Source organism: Christiangramia marina (genome assembly GCF_048285865.1).
GTDB lineage: Bacteria > Bacteroidota > Bacteroidia > Flavobacteriales > Flavobacteriaceae > Christiangramia > Christiangramia marina.
The window spans coordinates 809,640-826,251 of record NZ_JBLVTK010000001.1 but is presented as its reverse complement, the minus strand read 5'-3'; the positions used below and the strand labels follow the sequence as shown (position 1 = coordinate 826,251).

General features: G+C 40.1%; 17 protein-coding genes. 15 read left to right on the top strand and 2 right to left on the bottom strand.

The window, feature by feature from the left end:
- Positions 1-9 precede the first annotated feature (9 nt).
- Positions 10-759, bottom strand: coding sequence for an SDR family NAD(P)-dependent oxidoreductase (locus ACNKXS_RS03885; protein WP_417919711.1), 750 nt, complete (start codon positions 757-759; stop codon positions 10-12).
- 160 nt (positions 760-919) lie between these two features.
- Between ACNKXS_RS03885 and ACNKXS_RS03880 the strand changes: the two genes are divergently transcribed.
- From ACNKXS_RS03880 to ACNKXS_RS03825, 12 genes are all read left to right on the top strand, one after another.
- Positions 920-1,768 carry a DUF4382 domain-containing protein gene (locus tag ACNKXS_RS03880; RefSeq protein WP_417919710.1) on the top strand — a complete coding sequence of 283 codons (849 nt, stop codon included), beginning with the start codon at positions 920-922 and terminating at the stop codon, positions 1,766-1,768.
- Between the two features lie 152 nt (positions 1,769-1,920).
- Positions 1,921-2,925, top strand: a complete 1,005-nt coding sequence (locus tag ACNKXS_RS03875; protein WP_417919709.1) for an AAA family ATPase — start codon at positions 1,921-1,923, stop codon at positions 2,923-2,925.
- A gap of 70 nt (positions 2,926-2,995) precedes the next feature.
- The gene (locus ACNKXS_RS03870; RefSeq protein ID WP_298528748.1) at positions 2,996-3,862 is read left to right on the top strand and encodes a DUF58 domain-containing protein; all 867 of its coding nucleotides are present in this window, start codon (positions 2,996-2,998) and stop codon (positions 3,860-3,862) included.
- Between the two features lie 3 nt (positions 3,863-3,865).
- Entirely contained in the window at positions 3,866-5,503 is a 1,638-nt protein-coding gene (locus ACNKXS_RS03865) for a BatD family protein (RefSeq protein WP_417919708.1), read from the top strand.
- Positions 5,503-6,507: a vWA domain-containing protein gene (locus ACNKXS_RS03860; protein ID WP_417919707.1), complete on the top strand. Its 1,005-nt coding sequence runs from the start codon at positions 5,503-5,505 to the stop codon at positions 6,505-6,507. Before ACNKXS_RS03865 ends, ACNKXS_RS03860 begins: the two co-directional genes overlap by 1 nt.
- 1 nt (position 6,508) lies before the next feature.
- Complete coding sequence (locus tag ACNKXS_RS03855; protein ID WP_417919706.1) at positions 6,509-7,570, top strand: VWA domain-containing protein; 1,062 nt, start codon at positions 6,509-6,511, stop codon at positions 7,568-7,570.
- The gene (locus ACNKXS_RS03850; RefSeq protein ID WP_417919705.1) at positions 7,560-8,435 is read left to right on the top strand and encodes a tetratricopeptide repeat protein; all 876 of its coding nucleotides are present in this window, start codon (positions 7,560-7,562) and stop codon (positions 8,433-8,435) included. The genes ACNKXS_RS03855 and ACNKXS_RS03850 overlap by 11 nt, the downstream gene beginning before the upstream one ends.
- A gap of 46 nt (positions 8,436-8,481) precedes the next feature.
- The gene (locus ACNKXS_RS03845; protein WP_417919704.1) at positions 8,482-10,239 is read left to right on the top strand and encodes a BatD family protein; all 1,758 of its coding nucleotides are present in this window, start codon (positions 8,482-8,484) and stop codon (positions 10,237-10,239) included.
- 1 nt (position 10,240) lies between these two features.
- Positions 10,241-10,990 carry a tetratricopeptide repeat protein gene (locus ACNKXS_RS03840; RefSeq protein ID WP_417919703.1) on the top strand — a complete coding sequence of 250 codons (750 nt, stop codon included), beginning with the start codon at positions 10,241-10,243 and terminating at the stop codon, positions 10,988-10,990.
- 75 nt (positions 10,991-11,065) lie between these two features.
- Complete coding sequence (locus tag ACNKXS_RS03835) at positions 11,066-11,356, top strand: hypothetical protein (RefSeq protein ID WP_417919702.1); 291 nt, start codon at positions 11,066-11,068, stop codon at positions 11,354-11,356.
- 93 nt (positions 11,357-11,449) lie between these two features.
- Positions 11,450-13,024, top strand: a complete 1,575-nt coding sequence (locus tag ACNKXS_RS03830; protein WP_417919701.1) for a SulP family inorganic anion transporter — start codon at positions 11,450-11,452, stop codon at positions 13,022-13,024.
- A gap of 45 nt (positions 13,025-13,069) precedes the next feature.
- Positions 13,070-13,693 carry a carbonic anhydrase family protein gene (locus ACNKXS_RS03825; protein ID WP_417920138.1) on the top strand — a complete coding sequence of 208 codons (624 nt, stop codon included), beginning with the start codon at positions 13,070-13,072 and terminating at the stop codon, positions 13,691-13,693.
- A gap of 58 nt (positions 13,694-13,751) precedes the next feature.
- On the opposite strand, the gene ACNKXS_RS03820 is transcribed toward ACNKXS_RS03825, so the two are convergent.
- The gene (locus tag ACNKXS_RS03820; protein WP_417919700.1) at positions 13,752-14,276 is read right to left on the bottom strand and encodes a CvpA family protein; all 525 of its coding nucleotides are present in this window, start codon (positions 14,274-14,276) and stop codon (positions 13,752-13,754) included.
- Between the two features lie 46 nt (positions 14,277-14,322).
- Between ACNKXS_RS03820 and ACNKXS_RS03815 the strand changes: the two genes are divergently transcribed.
- The 3 genes from ACNKXS_RS03815 (at position 14,323) to pheS (ending at position 16,473) form a co-directional block, all read left to right on the top strand.
- A complete protein-coding gene (locus tag ACNKXS_RS03815; RefSeq protein ID WP_417919699.1) occupies positions 14,323-14,679 on the top strand; it encodes a hypothetical protein in 357 nt (118 codons plus the stop codon).
- Entirely contained in the window at positions 14,680-15,387 is a 708-nt protein-coding gene (locus tag ACNKXS_RS03810; RefSeq protein WP_417919698.1) for a hypothetical protein, read from the top strand.
- A 66-nt stretch (positions 15,388-15,453) separates the two neighbouring features.
- Positions 15,454-16,473, top strand: a complete 1,020-nt coding sequence (gene pheS, locus ACNKXS_RS03805) for a phenylalanine--tRNA ligase subunit alpha (RefSeq protein WP_417919697.1) — start codon at positions 15,454-15,456, stop codon at positions 16,471-16,473.
- Positions 16,474-16,612 lie beyond the last annotated feature (139 nt).

Here is a 16,612-nt window from a genome sequence, read left to right as displayed (position 1 = left end):
TCCTGTTCGCTAGTTTTTATCTACAATGGTGCTACTGGCCTGAGCTGTGCACATCACGGTAAGATCTGCGATGTTTACGTGGTAAGGTCTGGTAACTGTAAAGTGAATGATGTCTGCGATATCTTCCGGTTGTAAGGCTTGAAAACCCTGGTAAACTTTATCAGCTTTTGCAGCATCTCCTTTAAATCTCACATCGCTAAATTCAGTTTCGGTGAGTCCGGGATTTATGGCACCAACGCGAATTCCGTTACCATTCAGGTCTATTCGCATTCCCTGGTTGATGGCATCTACCGCATGTTTGCTGGCACAGTATACATTTCCATTTGGATACACCTCTTTTCCCGCAGTAGAACCAATATTGATAATATGACCAGATTGTCTTTCCATCATTCCCGGGATGACCGCCTTACTCATGTATAAAAGACCTTTAACATTGATATCCAGCATATTGTCCCAATCATCCATATCACCGAATTGTATAGGGTCCAGTCCATGTGCATTTCCAGCATTATTTACGAGAATATCAATCTGCCTGAATTGCTCCGGAAGACTTTCGATATTATCAAATACTTCCTGTCGATTTCTTACATCAAAGTTGAGGATATGTACCTCGGTTTCTACAGCTAGTTCCTGCTGTAATTGCTGAAGTCTTTCCAGTCGTCGACCACAAAGTATCAATCTAAATCCTTCCACTGCAAAGCGTATGGCAGTAGACTTTCCTATACCGCTCGTAGCGCCGGTTATAAGGGCTGTTTTCATATTTGAAATTTATTTTCTAAAGTAAGAAAGTATTACTTAGCATTAGCTATATGTGTATTAAAGCGTGGTTAAGTGGAGTTAAAAAGAGTTAAATCGAATCAAAGGCTAAAATTTAGCACAGGTATTGCCGTTCTCTCGCTGAACCAAATAAAATCAATATATGAAATACTTAAGTGTAAGTTTTAAAAGCCTACTTGTCGCAACGCTGATTTCTGTTGGACTTGTGAGTTGTAATGATGATGATTCTGATGGATCTTCTTCTGAAAGAGCTAATCTAAGCATTAGAATGACAGATGCTCCAGGAGATTATGACGCTGTTTTTATCGATGTACAGGGAATTGAGATCCAGCTTGAAGCCGATGATGATCTGGATGCCACCGATGATGATGGAACAGAAGGTAGCGAATGGGTGACTGTTGAAGATGTGAATACTGGCATCTACGACTTACTTGAACTAACGGGTGGAGTCTCACAATTACTGGCAGATACTGAAGTTGAAGCAGGTTATGTAGGGCAGATGAGATTGATCTTAGGACCTGATAACACAGTGGTTGTAGATGGAGAGACTAAAGCTCTAAACACTCCAAGTGCACAACAATCTGGTCTTAAATTACAATTGAATCAGCGTTTAGAAGGTGGTGAAAATTATGCATTTCTTCTTGACTTTGATGTTGAACAGTCAATTGTTGAGACAGGAAATGGAGGTTATAACCTTAAGCCTGTAATTAGATTGAGCGCAGAAGCCAATGCCGGAATGGTAGTTGGAACAACCGTTGTTCCTGCAGCTTTAAGCAGTGATGTACAGTCACTGGTTGTACTTACTGGAAATGGTATTACAGTATCGGCATACACAAACAATGATGGTGATTTTGCACTGAATGGAGTTCCTGCTGGTACTTATGATGTGAAAATCACACCTCAGATTTCTTCAGGTCTTACAGTTTATACGGTAAGTGACGTGGAAGTTCGTCCAAACGAAACTACAGATCTTGGTGAGATAGAGCTATAAGCTTTTAGAACATATAAAATAGAAAAGGCAGTGCTTCAGGGTACTGCCTTTTCTATTTTAACCTTTTTTTAACCAACGTAAATCCAATAAAATAACAATTTGCGACGCTTACATGTTGTACGTATATTCACGACATCAAAATCCGAAAAATCATGATGGAAAACGATTCATCTGTTGATATAGCCAGTATTAACGAAAAAATTGAAAGAGAGAGTGCTTTTGTAGACCTGCTAACCCGGGAGATGAACAAAGTCATCGTAGGGCAGAGTCATATGGTCGAACGTTTGCTAATAGGCCTTTTAGGCCAGGGACATATCCTTTTAGAAGGGGTTCCGGGACTGGCGAAAACTCTTGCGATCAACACCTTGTCTCAGGCTGTACATGGAAGCTTCAGCAGGGTGCAATTCACACCAGATCTTCTACCTGCAGATGTAGTGGGAACCCTTATCTATAATATGAAGGAGAATGACTTCAGTATAAAGAAAGGGCCAATTTTTGCGAATTTTGTACTTGCAGATGAGATTAACCGTGCCCCGGCAAAAGTTCAATCGGCATTACTGGAAGCCATGCAGGAAAAGCAGGTGACCATTGGTGATGAAACTTTTATTCTGGATAAACCATTCCTGGTGATGGCGACTCAAAACCCGGTGGAACAGGAAGGAACCTATCCGCTGCCAGAGGCACAGGTAGATAGATTCATGCTGAAGACGGTGATCAAATATCCGAAAATGGCTGAGGAACAATTGATCATTCGCGCCAATCTCAAAGGTGCTTTTGAAAAAGTGAATCCTGTAGTAAGTCTTGAGCAGATCCTGCGTGCACAAAGTGCAGTTCGTGATGTGTATATGGATGAAAAGATCGAAAAATACATTCTTGATATCATCTTTGCGACAAGAACTCCAGAGAATTACAATCTTTCAGATATCAAACCATTGATAAGTTTTGGAGCTTCGCCAAGGGGAAGTATCAACCTTGCGATCGCTTCCAAATGTTATGCATTTATTCGTCGTCGTGGGTATGTGGTGCCAGAAGATGTTCGTGCCGTAGTACATGATGTGCTAAGACATAGAATTGGGATCACTTATGAGGCCGAAGCTGAAAATATTACTTCGGAAGATCTAATCAACAAGATCGTGAATGAAATCGAAGTGCCATAGCGATCAAGATCGTGCACGGCCGAAGATTGGTAATAAATTTACCGGTTCATAAACATTGTTGAAGGAAGAGATGGATACAAAAGAGCTCCTAAAAAAAGTACGTAAAATAGAGATCAAAACCCGCAGACTGAGCGATCATGTCTTTGGCGGGGAATATCACTCTACTTTTAAAGGACGCGGAATGACCTTTAGCGAGGTAAGATCTTACCAGTTTGGGGATGACGTTAGAAATATTGACTGGAATGTTACCGCACGCTATAATGAACCATTTGTAAAAGTATTTGAAGAAGAACGTGAGCTTACCATGATGTTAATGGTAGATGTTTCCGGTTCTGAACTTTTTGGTACCCGTGAGCAGTTTAAAAAAGATGTAGTTACTGAAATTGCTGCTACACTGGCATTTTCAGCAACAAAAAATAATGATAAGATAGGTTTGATGTTATTTACCGATAAGATCGAACTTTATATTCCGCCGAAAAAAGGGCGTTCTCACGTGCTAAGGATCATTCGGGAACTCCTCGAATTCCACCCGGAAAATTCAGCAACAGATATTACAGGTGCATTGAAATACCTGTCTAATGTCATGAAGAAAAAAGCGATCGTTTTTATTCTTTCAGACTTTATGGATGAGGGCTATCAGCATACCCTTAAAATTGCATCGAACAGACATGATGTGACCGGTATCAGGATTTTTGACAAAATGGAAGAGAGTATTCCAAATCTTGGTCTTGTACAAATGCAGGATGCCGAAAGTGGTGATTATATCACGGTAGATACCAGCTCTAAATCTGTTCGAAATTCGTATTCAAAATATTATCAGGAGCGAATGGATTATTTTCTACAGAGCTTCTCTGTAAGTGGTGCGGGGACGATTAATAACCGGACAGACGAAAATTACGTAAAGAAACTACTAGGCTATTTCAAAAGAAGAGCTTAACGAATGGACTTGAATAAAATCTCCACATATCGCCAATTAATTCTAAGAAACTTACCCGGGCTTCTGGCAATTTTGTTGTTTCAAAATATCTCGGCTCAGGAGGTTATTACTTCGAGCATAGACTCAACGAGCATTAGGATAGGTGAGCAGATCACCTATAAAATTGAAGTGATTTCTAATCCTGAGGATTTAGTTGTTTTTCCTGAAGGTGAAACGTTTTCACCGCTGGAAATGGTGGAAAGCCTGCAACCTGACACCATTCGGAAACAGGGAAATTATAAATTGCTCAAAGAATATTTTCTTACCCAGTTCGATAGTGGTAAATATGTGATTCCTTCTCAGGAAGTGCTTATTCAAAACAGGACGTATCGTACAGATTCTTTCGCTGTAGAAGTAAAGGATGTCATTGTAGATACTACCAAGCAGAATTTATATCCTCTAAAACCATCGGTAACGGTTTCACCGGGATTCAGTATTCCAGACTGGTTATGGTGGTTGCTAGCAATCCTGGCTATCGCAGGTGCAGCAGTTTACCTGATCGTACGAAAAAGAAAATCTGATGATAAGGTGCGTGAACTTCCCCCCTATGAAGAAGCAATGGTGCAGCTCAAACAACTGGACAGTTCGGGACTGCTTGAAAACAGGGAGATTAGGGAATACTACTCACAGTTAAGCTTTGCCGTGAGAAAATACCTGGATCGAAAGATATACGACCATGGGCTGGAAAGAACTACCGGCGAGTTGATTTTATACCTGCAGGCACAACGCGAATCTGGAAAGCTTAATCTTAATGAAGAAACCATTCGTAATTTTGAAAAAATTCTTAATCGTGCCGACCTGGCGAAGTTTGCTCGTTCCAAACCAGATATTATTACGGCTAAAGATGATCGTGCTAAAACTCAGTTGATTATTGATGACCTTCGTGCTGCGGTCCCACAACCTACACAGGAAGAGTTGCTACAAGACGAAGAATATTTAGAAGCACAGCGCAAAAAACGTAAGAAACGCAGGATCATTCTGGGTGTTCTGGTTGGTGCCGCTATCATAATAATAGGAGTCACTACCCTTATAGCTACCAAAGGTATTACCTATGTGATGGATACTTATATTGGACATCCTACCAAAGAATTGCTGGAAGGTGAATGGATTCGCAGTGAATATGGAAATCCTAGCGTAGCGGTGACCACCCCAAAAGTACTGGTACGAGGTGAGATCGAAATGCCGGAAGATGTGCAGCGCATGATGGTAGGCTCTGAAACTTTTATCTACGGAAGCTTGCTAAGCAATTTTTATTCCGCAGTGACCACTATTAAATTCCAGGGAGAAGTGCAATTTGATCTGCAAAAAGCTGTTGATGGGATTTACACCAACCTGGAAGCGCAGGGTGCAACGAATATCGTCATGAAGCAGGAAGAATTTACAACCTTAAATGGAGCCAAAGGTCTTAAGGTTTTTGGAACGCTTCAGGCTCAAAATCCTGTTACCGGAGAGGCAATCCCAAATGAATATGTAATTCTGAATTTTGCTGAAAAAGGTGGTTTTGAACAGATCATTGTCATCTTCAATGAAGATGATACCTATGCTGAAGAAATCTCGCAAAGGATCATCAATTCAGTTGAAATAAATAACCTGAAAGAATAATGTTTGCAAATTTCAATTTTGAGAATCCGGAATTTTTCTGGTTACTATTGCTGCTTCCGCTGGCAATAGGCTGGTATATCTGGAAGCGAAATAAGCAAACGGCTGCCCTTAAGATTTCGTCAACTAAAGGATTCAAGGGGAAATCTGGCTTGCTTCCTAAATTGCGACCAGTACTTTTTGTATTGAGATTACTTACACTGGCTTTGATCATTACCGCGATGGTGCGACCTAGAACGGTTGATGTTTCTACGCAGTCCAGTAGTACCCAGGGAATCGATATTGTTATGGCAATAGATGTTTCTGCCAGTATGCTGGCGAGAGATTTGCAGCCGACGCGTCTTGAGGCTACTAAAAATGTGGCAGAAGAATTTATCAAGGATCGTCCTGCAGATAGAATTGGCCTGGTGGTTTATGCCGGTGAAAGTTTTACAAAAACTCCCATTACCAGCGATAAATCTATTGTGCTGGATGCTCTGGAAGGAATTGAATATAATAATGTTCTCGAGAATGGAACTGCGATTGGTTCCGGACTGGCAACGGCAGTAAATAGGATCAAGGATAGCGATGCTGAAAGTAAAGTAATTATTTTGCTTACCGATGGGGTGAATAACTCCGGATTTATAGATCCTAACACCGCCAGTGAGCTGGCACTGGAATTTGGGATCAGGGTTTATACTATTGGTGTTGGTAGCAATGGTATGGCTTTGTCCCCAACCGCAATTCTACCTAACGGAAGGTTTCAGTATGGAAATGTGCCGGTAGAGATCGATGAAAAATTACTTAGCCAGATCGCTTCCACAACTGGAGGGAAATATTTTAGAGCGACCGATAACGAAAAGCTGGAAGCTATTTACGAGGAAATTGATGCTCTGGAGAAAACAGAAATTGAAGAATTTCGTTACTATAATTACGATGAAAAATACAGACCATTGGTGTTACTTGCCGGTGGATTGCTTTTACTGGAAGTGCTATTAAGAATGACAGTATTTAGAAGCTTTGTTTAATATGATATTAGAAGAAAAAATATGGTTTTGGTTGTTACTGGTTATTCCACTGTTGATCGTGCTATATCTTCTACTGGTATTCTGGCAGAGGAGAACGCGACGAAAATTTGCTGATAGCCACCTCTTAAAAAGTCTTGTTCCCGATCGATCCAGAAGTAAACCTTTTCTAAAACTTTTATTGATCCTGCTAGGAATTGCTGCACTTGTTGTAGCGCTGGTCAATCCTAAAATAGGTTCTAAAATGGAAACTGTGAAGCGTGAAGGAGTTGATATCGTTTTTGCCATAGATGTATCTAAAAGTATGGAGGCCGAAGATATTGCGCCAAGCAGGATCGAGAAGTCAAAACAACTTGTAAGTCAGATTTTGAACAATCTTGGAAGTGACCGCGTAGGAATTATTGCTTATGCCGGTGGTGCGTTTCCTCAACTGCCAATTACGACCGACTATTCTTCAGCCAAAATGTTCCTGCAGGCTTTGAATACAGACATGATCTCCTCACAGGGAACTGCCATTAGCGATGCGATAGAACTGGCAACAACCTATTATGATGATGATCAGCAGACCAATCGGGTTTTGTTCATCATTAGCGATGGAGAGGATCATGAAGGCAATGTAGAGGATATCGCGGAACAGGCTGCGGAAGATGGGATTCGTATCTTTACTATTGGTGTAGGAACCGAGAAAGGTGGGCCAATTCCTATTAAACGAAACGGGGTTATTCAGAATTATAAGAAAGATAACCAGAACGAAACGGTTATCACAAGGTTGAATCCTCAAACCCTTCAGGAAATTGCAGATGCTACTGAAGGCGCCTATATCGAAGGTAATGTGACCGGAGATGTAGTAGATGAAGTTTTAAGTCAGCTTCAGAATATTGAAAAGACAGAATTTGAAGCCAAGCAATTTGCCGACTATGAATCTCAATTTCAGTGGTTTCTGGGAATAGCTTTGGCATTATTTTTTCTAGATATTTTTGTATTAGAGAAAAGTACCGCCTGGTTAAGAAAACTGAATCTTTTTGATGAAGGCGGCAGGAAAAAGCAGAAGAACGATGCAGCATAAAACCGGTTTTAAAATCACACTCAGTATTTTACTGTTCCACTTCGGAATAGTGACAGTTCTCGCGCAGAAAGATCAGGAGAAACTTCAGCAGCAATCCGATGAATACATTGTGGAGGCTCAGGAAGCACTTTCAGAAAATAAATTTGCGAATGCCGAAGCTTCTTACCGAAAAGCCATTGCGAAGGATCCTTCTAATATGAAGGCAAAATACAATATGGGTAACCTTTATCACGCCAAGGAAAAATCCCTGAATGCAGAACAGCGCTTAAAAGAAGCTGCAGAAATCGCTGAAAGCAAAGATGAAAAACACCAGATCTTCCACAATCTAGGGAATTCATATATGCAGCAGAAGAACTATCAGGAAGCTGTAAATGCTTATAAAAATGCGCTTCGGAATAATCCAACCGATGATGAAACTCGTTATAATCTGGCTTTAGCTAAAAAGAAACTGGAGGAAGAAAAACAAAATCCAGATCAAAACGACGAGCAGAATCAGGATAAGCAGGATAATAAAGAAAACGAAGACCAGAACCAGGATCAGAAAGATCAGAATAATGATGGTGAAGGTGGTGACGACGAAAAGCAGGATCAAAAGCCTAAGGACGAGGGAGAGAACGAAAAGGATAAGAAAGAAGGCGATCAAAACGAGGATAAGGAAAAGCAGGAAGGCGACGAGAAAAAAGAAGATAAAGGCCAGGGAGATGAAAAGCAGCAGCAGAAGCCAAAACCAGCACAGGGTCAGTTATCGCCGCAACAAATTCAAAGTTTGCTGGAAGCCATGAATAATGAAGAAAAGAAAGTCCAGGATAAAATTAACGCCCAGAAAGCTAAGGGTGTGAAGGTTAAAGCTGAAAAGGACTGGTAAGAATTTTTAAAATTTCTGACTAAAATTTGCGTTGATATAGATAAGGATGAAAACAAAATTATTGATTTTAAGTTTTTTGATGTTCACCGGAGGTTTGCTCCAGGCGCAGGTGCGTTTTGAAGCAAAGGTTAGCAGGGAGAAGCTGGGAATTAATGAACGGCTTCGGGTTGATTTTGAAATGAACGAAGATGGTGACAATTTCAATGCCCCTTCTTTTTCAGATTTCACCGTAGTTGGAGGCCCCAACCAAAAAATAAGTACGAGTATCCTCAATGGGAAAATGGCTTATTCAAAGACCTACAGCTTTTATCTCCAGCCGAAAAAGCGTGGAATACTTACTGTTGGACAGGCTGAGATCGTTATCGATGATAAGGTTTATAAAACTTCACCCATAGATGTTGAGGTCACTGCTGCCGTAGACAAACCTACCGATGGCAATAATACTGAATTGATCGCCGAGGATAACCTGCATCTCGTCGCAGAAGTCTCTAAAGCGAATCCTTACCTAAATGAAGCGATCACTGTGGTTTATAAGCTATATGTGAGTCCGCGAATTAGTGTAAGTAACTGGAGGGAACTTGACAATCCAAAATATAATGATTTCTGGAGTCAGAGTGTGGATATTAAGCAACTTCGTGTCGAAAATGGTGAATACCGTGGTGAGCCGTATCGATACGTGATACTTAGAAAAACGATTCTTTATCCTCAAAAAACAGGTGAATTAAATATTGAACCACTTACATTGTCTGTGGCGGTAGATGTTCCTAGTGAACGCCGCGATATTTTTGGAAGCAGGATTTATAAAACGGTAAATAAAACCGTGGCGGCAGATAATAAGAAGATCAAGGTAAAAGCATTACCTACGAACGCGCCGGAGAATTTTACCGGAGCTGTAGGTAAATTTGATTTTAGCGTAAGTAGCAGTAAAAAAGAATTGAATGCTGGTGAGAGCCTGGAGGCCAAGGTTGAAGTAAAAGGGAATGGAAATTTGAAGTTATTTGACCTTCCAGAACTTACCGCTCCTTCATCTCTGGAAATGTATGATCCGGAACGTCGTGAAAATGTAAACACGAATTTGAACGGTATGCAGGGAAGTATATCCAATTCCTATACGATCATACCAACCAGAAAAGGGAAATATCCAATTCCGGCATTGTCCTTTTCATATTTCGATCCAAAAAGCGAAACTTATATCACCCATACTTCAGATGAAATGCTAATAAGCGTTGATAGCGGACCTTTGGCTGGATCCAATTCTACTGGCAATTCCGGAGTTAATAAGCAGCCGGTTGCTTTCAATGACAGTCAGTTTAGGTTTATTAAGCTTAGTACTAATTTGAAACCTCTGGAGGATTCAGGTTTCTTTGGTTCCGCTGGTTTCTGGACGGCTTTGATACTACCGCTGGCAGCGATTCCTCTGTTTATTCTCTTCGGAAGAAAAAGAGATAAAAGAGCCGCAGATGTTACTGGAAACAGAATTAGAAAAGCAGATAAACTGGCCAGAAAATATCTTTCAGAAGCAAAAAGGAATTTAGGAGACCAGAAGGAATTTTATCTTGCGCTGGAAAGATCGATGCATAATTATCTAAAAGCAAAACTGGGAATTACCACCAGTGAAATGAGTAAGGATAGAATTCAGCAAATACTTAGCGAGAAGCAGGTGGATGAGCAAACTACAACAGAGTTTATATCGCTTTTGTCCAGTTGTGAATATGCACGTTATACACCGGCATCATCAGACGCTATGCAGCAGGACTACGAAAAAGCAGTACGAGTAATTTCAACCCTGGATAAACAACTATAACATGAGAAAAGTAACTGTTCTTATCTTTCTATTTGTTTCTATTCTTGGGTTTTCCCAGAGCCAGGAACTTTTTGATAAAGCGAACGCAGCTTATCAAAATGGAGAATTTGAAGCTTCTATCTCTAGTTACGAGAAGATCATAGAAAATGGTGAAGCTTCAGCAGAGGTTTATTACAATCTTGGAAATGCTCATTATAAATTGAATAATGTCGCCCCGAGTATCTATTATTTTGAAAAGGCACTTCAGCTACAACCAAAGGATGAAGATATTAAAAATAACATCGAGTTTGCTCGCAACATGGCGATAGACGATATCGATGAGGTGGAGCAAACGGGACTTTCCGCTTCTTTTGGTAACTTGATCTCAAAATATACGGCTTCTGGGTGGGCAATTTTTGCCATTATATTTTCGGTGATGTTTGTGGTGTTGTTCTTACTATACTTTTTCTCCAGAAGCTCTCTTCAGAAGCGGTTATTCCTGGGTTTTGCATCTCTAAGTGTAATCGCCTGTATTATTTCGGTAATATTTGCCTTTCAGCAGGAAACTTACGTCGAAAACAACCAATATGCGATCATATACCAAGAAGTTGTAGAGGTGCGGGATGAGCCTAATTTACGTGGTGAAGCCAGCTACGAACTTCATGAAGGTACAAAAGCAAAGGTGCTTGAAGATTTTCAGGAATGGTCGAAAATTGAACTTTCCAACGGTGCTCAAGGTTGGGTCAATAGTCAAAACATCAGGAAGTTGTAGATATTTTTGATTAAGTCTTTACAATTCATTATTATAGTTTTCTATAGTTCTGAAATTTGACTTAGTTTTACAATCGTGAAGAACATCACTTTCATTCTGGCTTTTATATTCACAGCATTTCTGTGCACTCCCAGCATTATCGCTTTGATTGATAGAAATGTTGACATTTCTATTGCCTATAATATGAATGAAGAGGAGAGTTCTACCAAAAACCAGATCAGTCTCGAATACACTATTGAGGAGATGGATTCTAATTACAAAAGCATCCATTATCTTCAAATTAGAAAGCAGGATGGACATAACTACAGAGAAAGCAGGTATAAAGTTTTTCTTTCCATCACCTCTCCGCCCCCGAAACTTGCGTAATACTTCCAGACCCAAAGTCACGGTAAATTCGTGAACCCTTTTATTATTCAGTTTTAAGATTACGGGAGTTCCTCCTGAAATAATACATTATATATGTTTAAGCATTTAAATAAAGATTTTCCGGCAAGTATTGTCGTATTTTTTGTTGCCATTCCTTTGTGTCTTGGTATTGCTCTTGCCAGTGGTGCACCGTTGTTCTCCGGTTTAATTGCCGGTATCATTGGTGGTATCGTCGTTGGAGCCATTAGTGGTTCAAGCCTTGGAGTTAGTGGTCCGGCAGCAGGACTTGCAGCCATTGTTCTTGCAGCGATCACCAATATTGGTTATGAGAATTTATTACTGGCTGTAGTGATTGGTGGTGCGATCCAGATTGGATTCGGACTTCTAAAAGCAGGTATCATTGGATATTATTTCCCAAACTCGGTCATTAAAGGAATGCTCACAGGTATCGGGATCATTATAATCCTGAAACAGATACCTCACTTCTTTGGCTACGACGATGATCCTCAGGGTGACTGGGCATTTTTCCAGGTTGATGGAGAGAACACATTTTCAGAAATCTTCAACATGGCGAATGGTATTAGCCCGGGAGCTACTTTGATCGCTATCATTGCCATGATCATTCTTGTACTTTGGGAAACTGTATTAAGCGATAAGGGTAAATTTTTTAAACTTGTGCAGGGACCATTAGTTGCGGTGGGAACCGGGATAATTTTCTTCCTGGTAACCAAAGGAAATGAAACTTTTGGAATTTCTCAGGAGCATTTGGTGAACGTTCCAGTACCCGATAGTTTTGACTCTTTCGTTGGTCAGTTTACTTTGCCTTCTTTCGAAATGATTGGTTCTTTGCAGATCTGGATCACAGGATTTACGATCGCGTTGGTGGCCAGTCTGGAAACTTTATTATGTGTGGAAGCAACAGATAAACTGGATCCACATAAAAGAACCACTCCTACTAACCGTGAACTTTTCGCACAGGGGACAGGAAATATGCTTTCAGGTATGATTGGTGGATTGCCAATTACACAGGTGATCGTAAGAAGTTCTGCGAACATACAGTCTGGAGGACAAACTAAAATGGCAGCAATTCTGCATGGTTTCTTACTTCTGATCTCTGTAGTGGTGATTCCAAATATTCTTAATTATATTCCACTTTCAGTACTGGCAGCTATACTTTTTCTTGTAGGATATAAACTTGCAAAACCAGCCTTATTCAAGGAAATGTATTTGAAAGGATGGAAGCAGTTCGTGCCATTTATTGTAACTATTGTTGGAATCGTATTCGGTGATCTTCTAATAGGAATTGGTCTTGGACTTGCCGTTGGAATCGTGGTAATTCTCATCAAATCCTACCAGAATTCCTACTTCCTTCACATTGAAAATGAGAATGATGAAAACAAGACTGTGAAGATGACTCTTGCTGAAGAGGTTACTTTTATCAATAAGGGTGCGATCATCAAAGAACTGAATAAGTTAAAAGATAATTCTTATCTTATCATGGATGTGCGAAAAAGCAGGTATCTTGATAACGATATCATCGAGATTCTTGACGATTTCAGAGTAAAGGCCGCGGAAAAGAATATAGATATTAAGGTGGTTTCAGAAAGAGGAACTGTTGAGAACCCAGATAGTTACCAGGAATTTTTCGCTCAGAAGAAGATCAGCTAATTTAGTAGGTCAGCATTAACCTAAACTTAAAAATAAGAACGAATGATGATTACAGATATAATCAATAAAGACAAGCAAACAAATTTGAGTCCTGATGCAGTGCTGAAGGATCTAATGGAAGGAAACGAGCGTTTTTCGAGTGCTAAGATGCATCAGAGAGACTACGCTTCCCAGGTGGAACAGACCAAAGGAGGGCAATGGCCACAGGCGGTTGTTCTTGGCTGTATCGATTCACGAGTGCCATTAGAAACTATTTTTGACCAGGGAGTTGGAGATATCTTCTCTGCCAGGGTGGCAGGAAACTTTGAAAATACCGATATTCTTGGAAGTCTGGAATACTCCTGTAAAGTTGCCGGAAGTAAACTGGTGATGGTTCTGGGGCACGAAGCTTGCGGCGCAGTTAAAGCTGCCTGTGATGATGTTGAACTTGGGAACATTACGCATTTATTAAGCAACATAAAACCTGCCGTAAAAGCAACTGAAACTAGTGGCGAAAGAAATTCCAGTAATTCTGATTTTGTTGCTGGTGTGGTTGAAAATAATGTAAAACTTACCATGGACAGGATCAGAGAAAAAAGCCCGATTCTTAAGGAAATGGAAGATAATGGTGAGATTAAAATCGTTGGAGGAGTCTATTCTATCTCCAATGGAAAAGTAAGCTTGCTATAAGATATTAGTAACAGAAATATTAAGAATCCGGGATCACTTCAATGTGGTTCCGGATTTTTTATTCAGCTTCCTCTTCAGTATCCCAAAGGTCTTTTTCTTTCACCTGCTTGATGATCGATGGTAAAATGATAGGGGCGATCATAGCTACCGGTTCATAAAGAACAGAATCTTCAAGTGTTTCAGTTTCTACGAATTCAAGGGTTTTATTGCTGGTCATAAAAAACATGATGATCACACTGGCCACAAAAGCAGATTTCAGTAATCCAAATATAGCTCCCAGGAGTTTGTTTACAATTCCTAGTGCCGCAAAGTCTGCTACTTTGGTAAGCATTTTACCAACTAAGGATACTACGAAAATGATAATCAAAAAGGTAATGGCCAGGCTCGCAAGGTTGATAATTTCTATATCCCAATCTACATGTTGTGAAAGAAATTCGCCGGCGTAGTAGGAGAAATGAATGGCACCGTATATACCGGCTACAAGTCCTACCAATGAAGCAAGCTCAATTAAAAATCCTCTGAAAAAACCACGTACCAATCCGTAAAGCAGGAAAATACCCAGGACAATATCCACTGTATTCATACCTCAAATATAATAATTATAAAATCTTAGATGATATCTTTGCAGTATGGCAAGAGATGAACAATTAAAAGAGCGCTGGCAGGAATTACAAACCAAATTGTCCAATCAATTTGCAGATGGAGAAATTTTGGAGCTGGATGCTATAATATACTTGATCGGGGTACAGGAATTGGGTCAGGTTCACCGTAAGTTTAAGAAGGATCATAAACTTGATTTGATGCATATTGCAATTTGTACCTTACTGGAGCCTTATGGCTATTATGAATTCGATTATTTTGATGAAGACAGCTGGCCACATTTCAAGGTGAAGGAGGAGTTACCAAGTTTAAAAGCCGGGGAACAGTCGGTTTTAATGAAGGAAGCGATCGTGAATTATTTTATGGAAAAAAAGTATATTTCATAAATGAACCTTCTGCTAAGTTTTGATTCGTTTCCAAATGATAGTGGTCCTATCTACCAGGAAACAATGGCTGGAAGATTACCGGTGGAGCCTTTCAATACTTTTAGCAATATTTTCTTTCTACTTATCATTATTTACTTTTCGCTAAAGGTCTATAGCGACTATCGTAATCATAGATTTTTAGCCTGGAGCCTACCGGTTCTTTTTATGGGATTTGTTGGAGGTACCGTCTATCATGCTACCCGAAGTCATGACTTCTGGATGTACCTGGACTGGCTACCCATTATATTTCTATGCCTGGCAGTTTCAGTTTATTATACAATAAAACTGGAAATCACCAACCGGAATAGGATCTGGCTAATCGTTCTAATTTTAATTCTGGTGTTTGGAGTACGTATGCTCCCCTGGGATGATAGTGTACAAACCTCTGTAGGTTATGTGGGTACAGCGCTGGGACTTTTACTTCCTGTAATCACCTATTTCTTTACCACACGAGCTGAAAACTGGGTTCATATTTTACTGGCATTCCTCAGTTTTGGATTTGCCATCAGCTTCAGGGTACTGGATGGATTTATGTATGTAATTCCTATGGGAACACACTGGCTATGGCACAGCTTCGGGGCACTTTCCGTATTTTTTCTTATGAGCTTTATTTACCGGGACAGGTTGCTGGTAAAGTCTCTTTCTTCGGAAGTGGCTACTTCAGAATAAGCATTTAAAGCGCACGATTTTCGGTATTAATTTTACTAAATTTGCGCTTCTGAAAAGACTAAACCAATGATTGATAAGATTAAAGGGCATATTGCTGAAGTTGAAAACTTTAATGCTGCTACGAATGAGGAAATAGAAACTTTCCGAATCAAATACCTTGGTAAAAAAGGGATCCTGAACGACTATTTTGCTGAATTCAAGAATGTTCCAAATGAGCAGAAGAAAGAATTTGGGCAGGTGATCAATCAGCTTAAGAGTGCTGCAACCCAGCGTGTAAATTCTTTAAAGGAAAGTCTTGAAAACAGTCAGGAAGAAAAAGGTGTGTATGGCGACCTTAGCAGACCGGGAGAACCGGTTGAAATAGGTTCGAGACATCCAATTTCTATTGTTAAGAACCAGATCACCGAAATCTTTGGCAATATTGGTTTTAATGTTTCTGAAGGACCGGAGATGGAAGATGACTGGCATAACTTTACGGCACTGAACCTTCCGGAATATCACCCGGCAAGAGATATGCAGGATACGTTCTTTATCCAGACAGATCCTGATATCCTGTTGAGAACACATACTTCATCAGTACAGGTGCGTTACATGGAAGAGAACAAACCGCCTATTAGAACGATCTCTCCGGGAAGAGTTTTCAGAAATGAAGCAATTTCAGCAAGATCACATTGTATATTTCACCAGGTAGAGGGATTGTATATCGATAAGGACGTGTCTTTTGCTGATATGAAACAAACGATATTGTATTTTACCGAGCAACTCTTCGGAAAATCAAAAATACGCCTTAGACCTTCTTATTTCCCGTTTACCGAGCCAAGTGCGGAGGTTGATGTTTACTGGGGTCTGGAAACTGAAACCGATTATCGTATCACCAAAGGAACAGGTTGGCTTGAGATCATGGGCTGCGGAATGGTAGACCCGAACGTTCTAAAAAATTGTAATATAGATCCACAGGAATACTCTGGATTTGCGTTTGGGATGGGAATTGAAAGAATTGCCATGCTGCTATACCAGATAGAAGATATCAGGATGTTTTACGAGAATGACCTAAGATTTCTCGAGCAATTTAAATCTGCACTATAATGAAAAAATACGCTATCCTCATTATTGGGGCAATTATCCTGGGAATCATCATTTATGTGACCTTCGTGATCGCGGTTATCAAACTAACTTTAGGATTAATCATGCTTGCAGTTGCAGCAGCACTCCTATACTGGTTGTG

Excerpts from the sequence above, each read along its gene's own strand:
- ACNKXS_RS03855 (WP_417919706.1), top strand. The coding sequence starts at position 6,509 with ATGATATTAGAAGAAAAAATATGGTTTTGGTTGTTACTGGTTATTCCA.
- ACNKXS_RS03825 (WP_417920138.1), top strand. The coding sequence starts at position 13,070 with ATGATTACAGATATAATCAATAAAGACAAGCAAACAAATTTGAGTCCT.
- ACNKXS_RS03885 (WP_417919711.1), bottom strand. The coding sequence starts at position 759 with ATGAAAACAGCCCTTATAACCGGCGCTACGAGCGGTATAGGAAAGTCT.
- pheS (WP_417919697.1), top strand. The coding sequence starts at position 15,454 with ATGATTGATAAGATTAAAGGGCATATTGCTGAAGTTGAAAACTTTAAT.
- ACNKXS_RS03840 (WP_417919703.1), top strand. The coding sequence starts at position 10,241 with ATGAGAAAAGTAACTGTTCTTATCTTTCTATTTGTTTCTATTCTTGGG.
- ACNKXS_RS03820 (WP_417919700.1), bottom strand. The coding sequence starts at position 14,276 with ATGAATACAGTGGATATTGTCCTGGGTATTTTCCTGCTTTACGGATTG.
- ACNKXS_RS03875 (WP_417919709.1), top strand. The coding sequence starts at position 1,921 with ATGATGGAAAACGATTCATCTGTTGATATAGCCAGTATTAACGAAAAA.
- ACNKXS_RS03865 (WP_417919708.1), top strand. The coding sequence starts at position 3,866 with ATGGACTTGAATAAAATCTCCACATATCGCCAATTAATTCTAAGAAAC.
- ACNKXS_RS03845 (WP_417919704.1), top strand. The coding sequence starts at position 8,482 with ATGAAAACAAAATTATTGATTTTAAGTTTTTTGATGTTCACCGGAGGT.
- ACNKXS_RS03830 (WP_417919701.1), top strand. The coding sequence starts at position 11,450 with ATGTTTAAGCATTTAAATAAAGATTTTCCGGCAAGTATTGTCGTATTT.
- ACNKXS_RS03815 (WP_417919699.1), top strand. The coding sequence starts at position 14,323 with ATGGCAAGAGATGAACAATTAAAAGAGCGCTGGCAGGAATTACAAACC.
- ACNKXS_RS03850 (WP_417919705.1), top strand. The coding sequence starts at position 7,560 with ATGCAGCATAAAACCGGTTTTAAAATCACACTCAGTATTTTACTGTTC.
- ACNKXS_RS03810 (WP_417919698.1), top strand. The coding sequence starts at position 14,680 with ATGAACCTTCTGCTAAGTTTTGATTCGTTTCCAAATGATAGTGGTCCT.
- ACNKXS_RS03860 (WP_417919707.1), top strand. The coding sequence starts at position 5,503 with ATGTTTGCAAATTTCAATTTTGAGAATCCGGAATTTTTCTGGTTACTA.
- ACNKXS_RS03880 (WP_417919710.1), top strand. The coding sequence starts at position 920 with ATGAAATACTTAAGTGTAAGTTTTAAAAGCCTACTTGTCGCAACGCTG.
- ACNKXS_RS03870 (WP_298528748.1), top strand. The coding sequence starts at position 2,996 with ATGGATACAAAAGAGCTCCTAAAAAAAGTACGTAAAATAGAGATCAAA.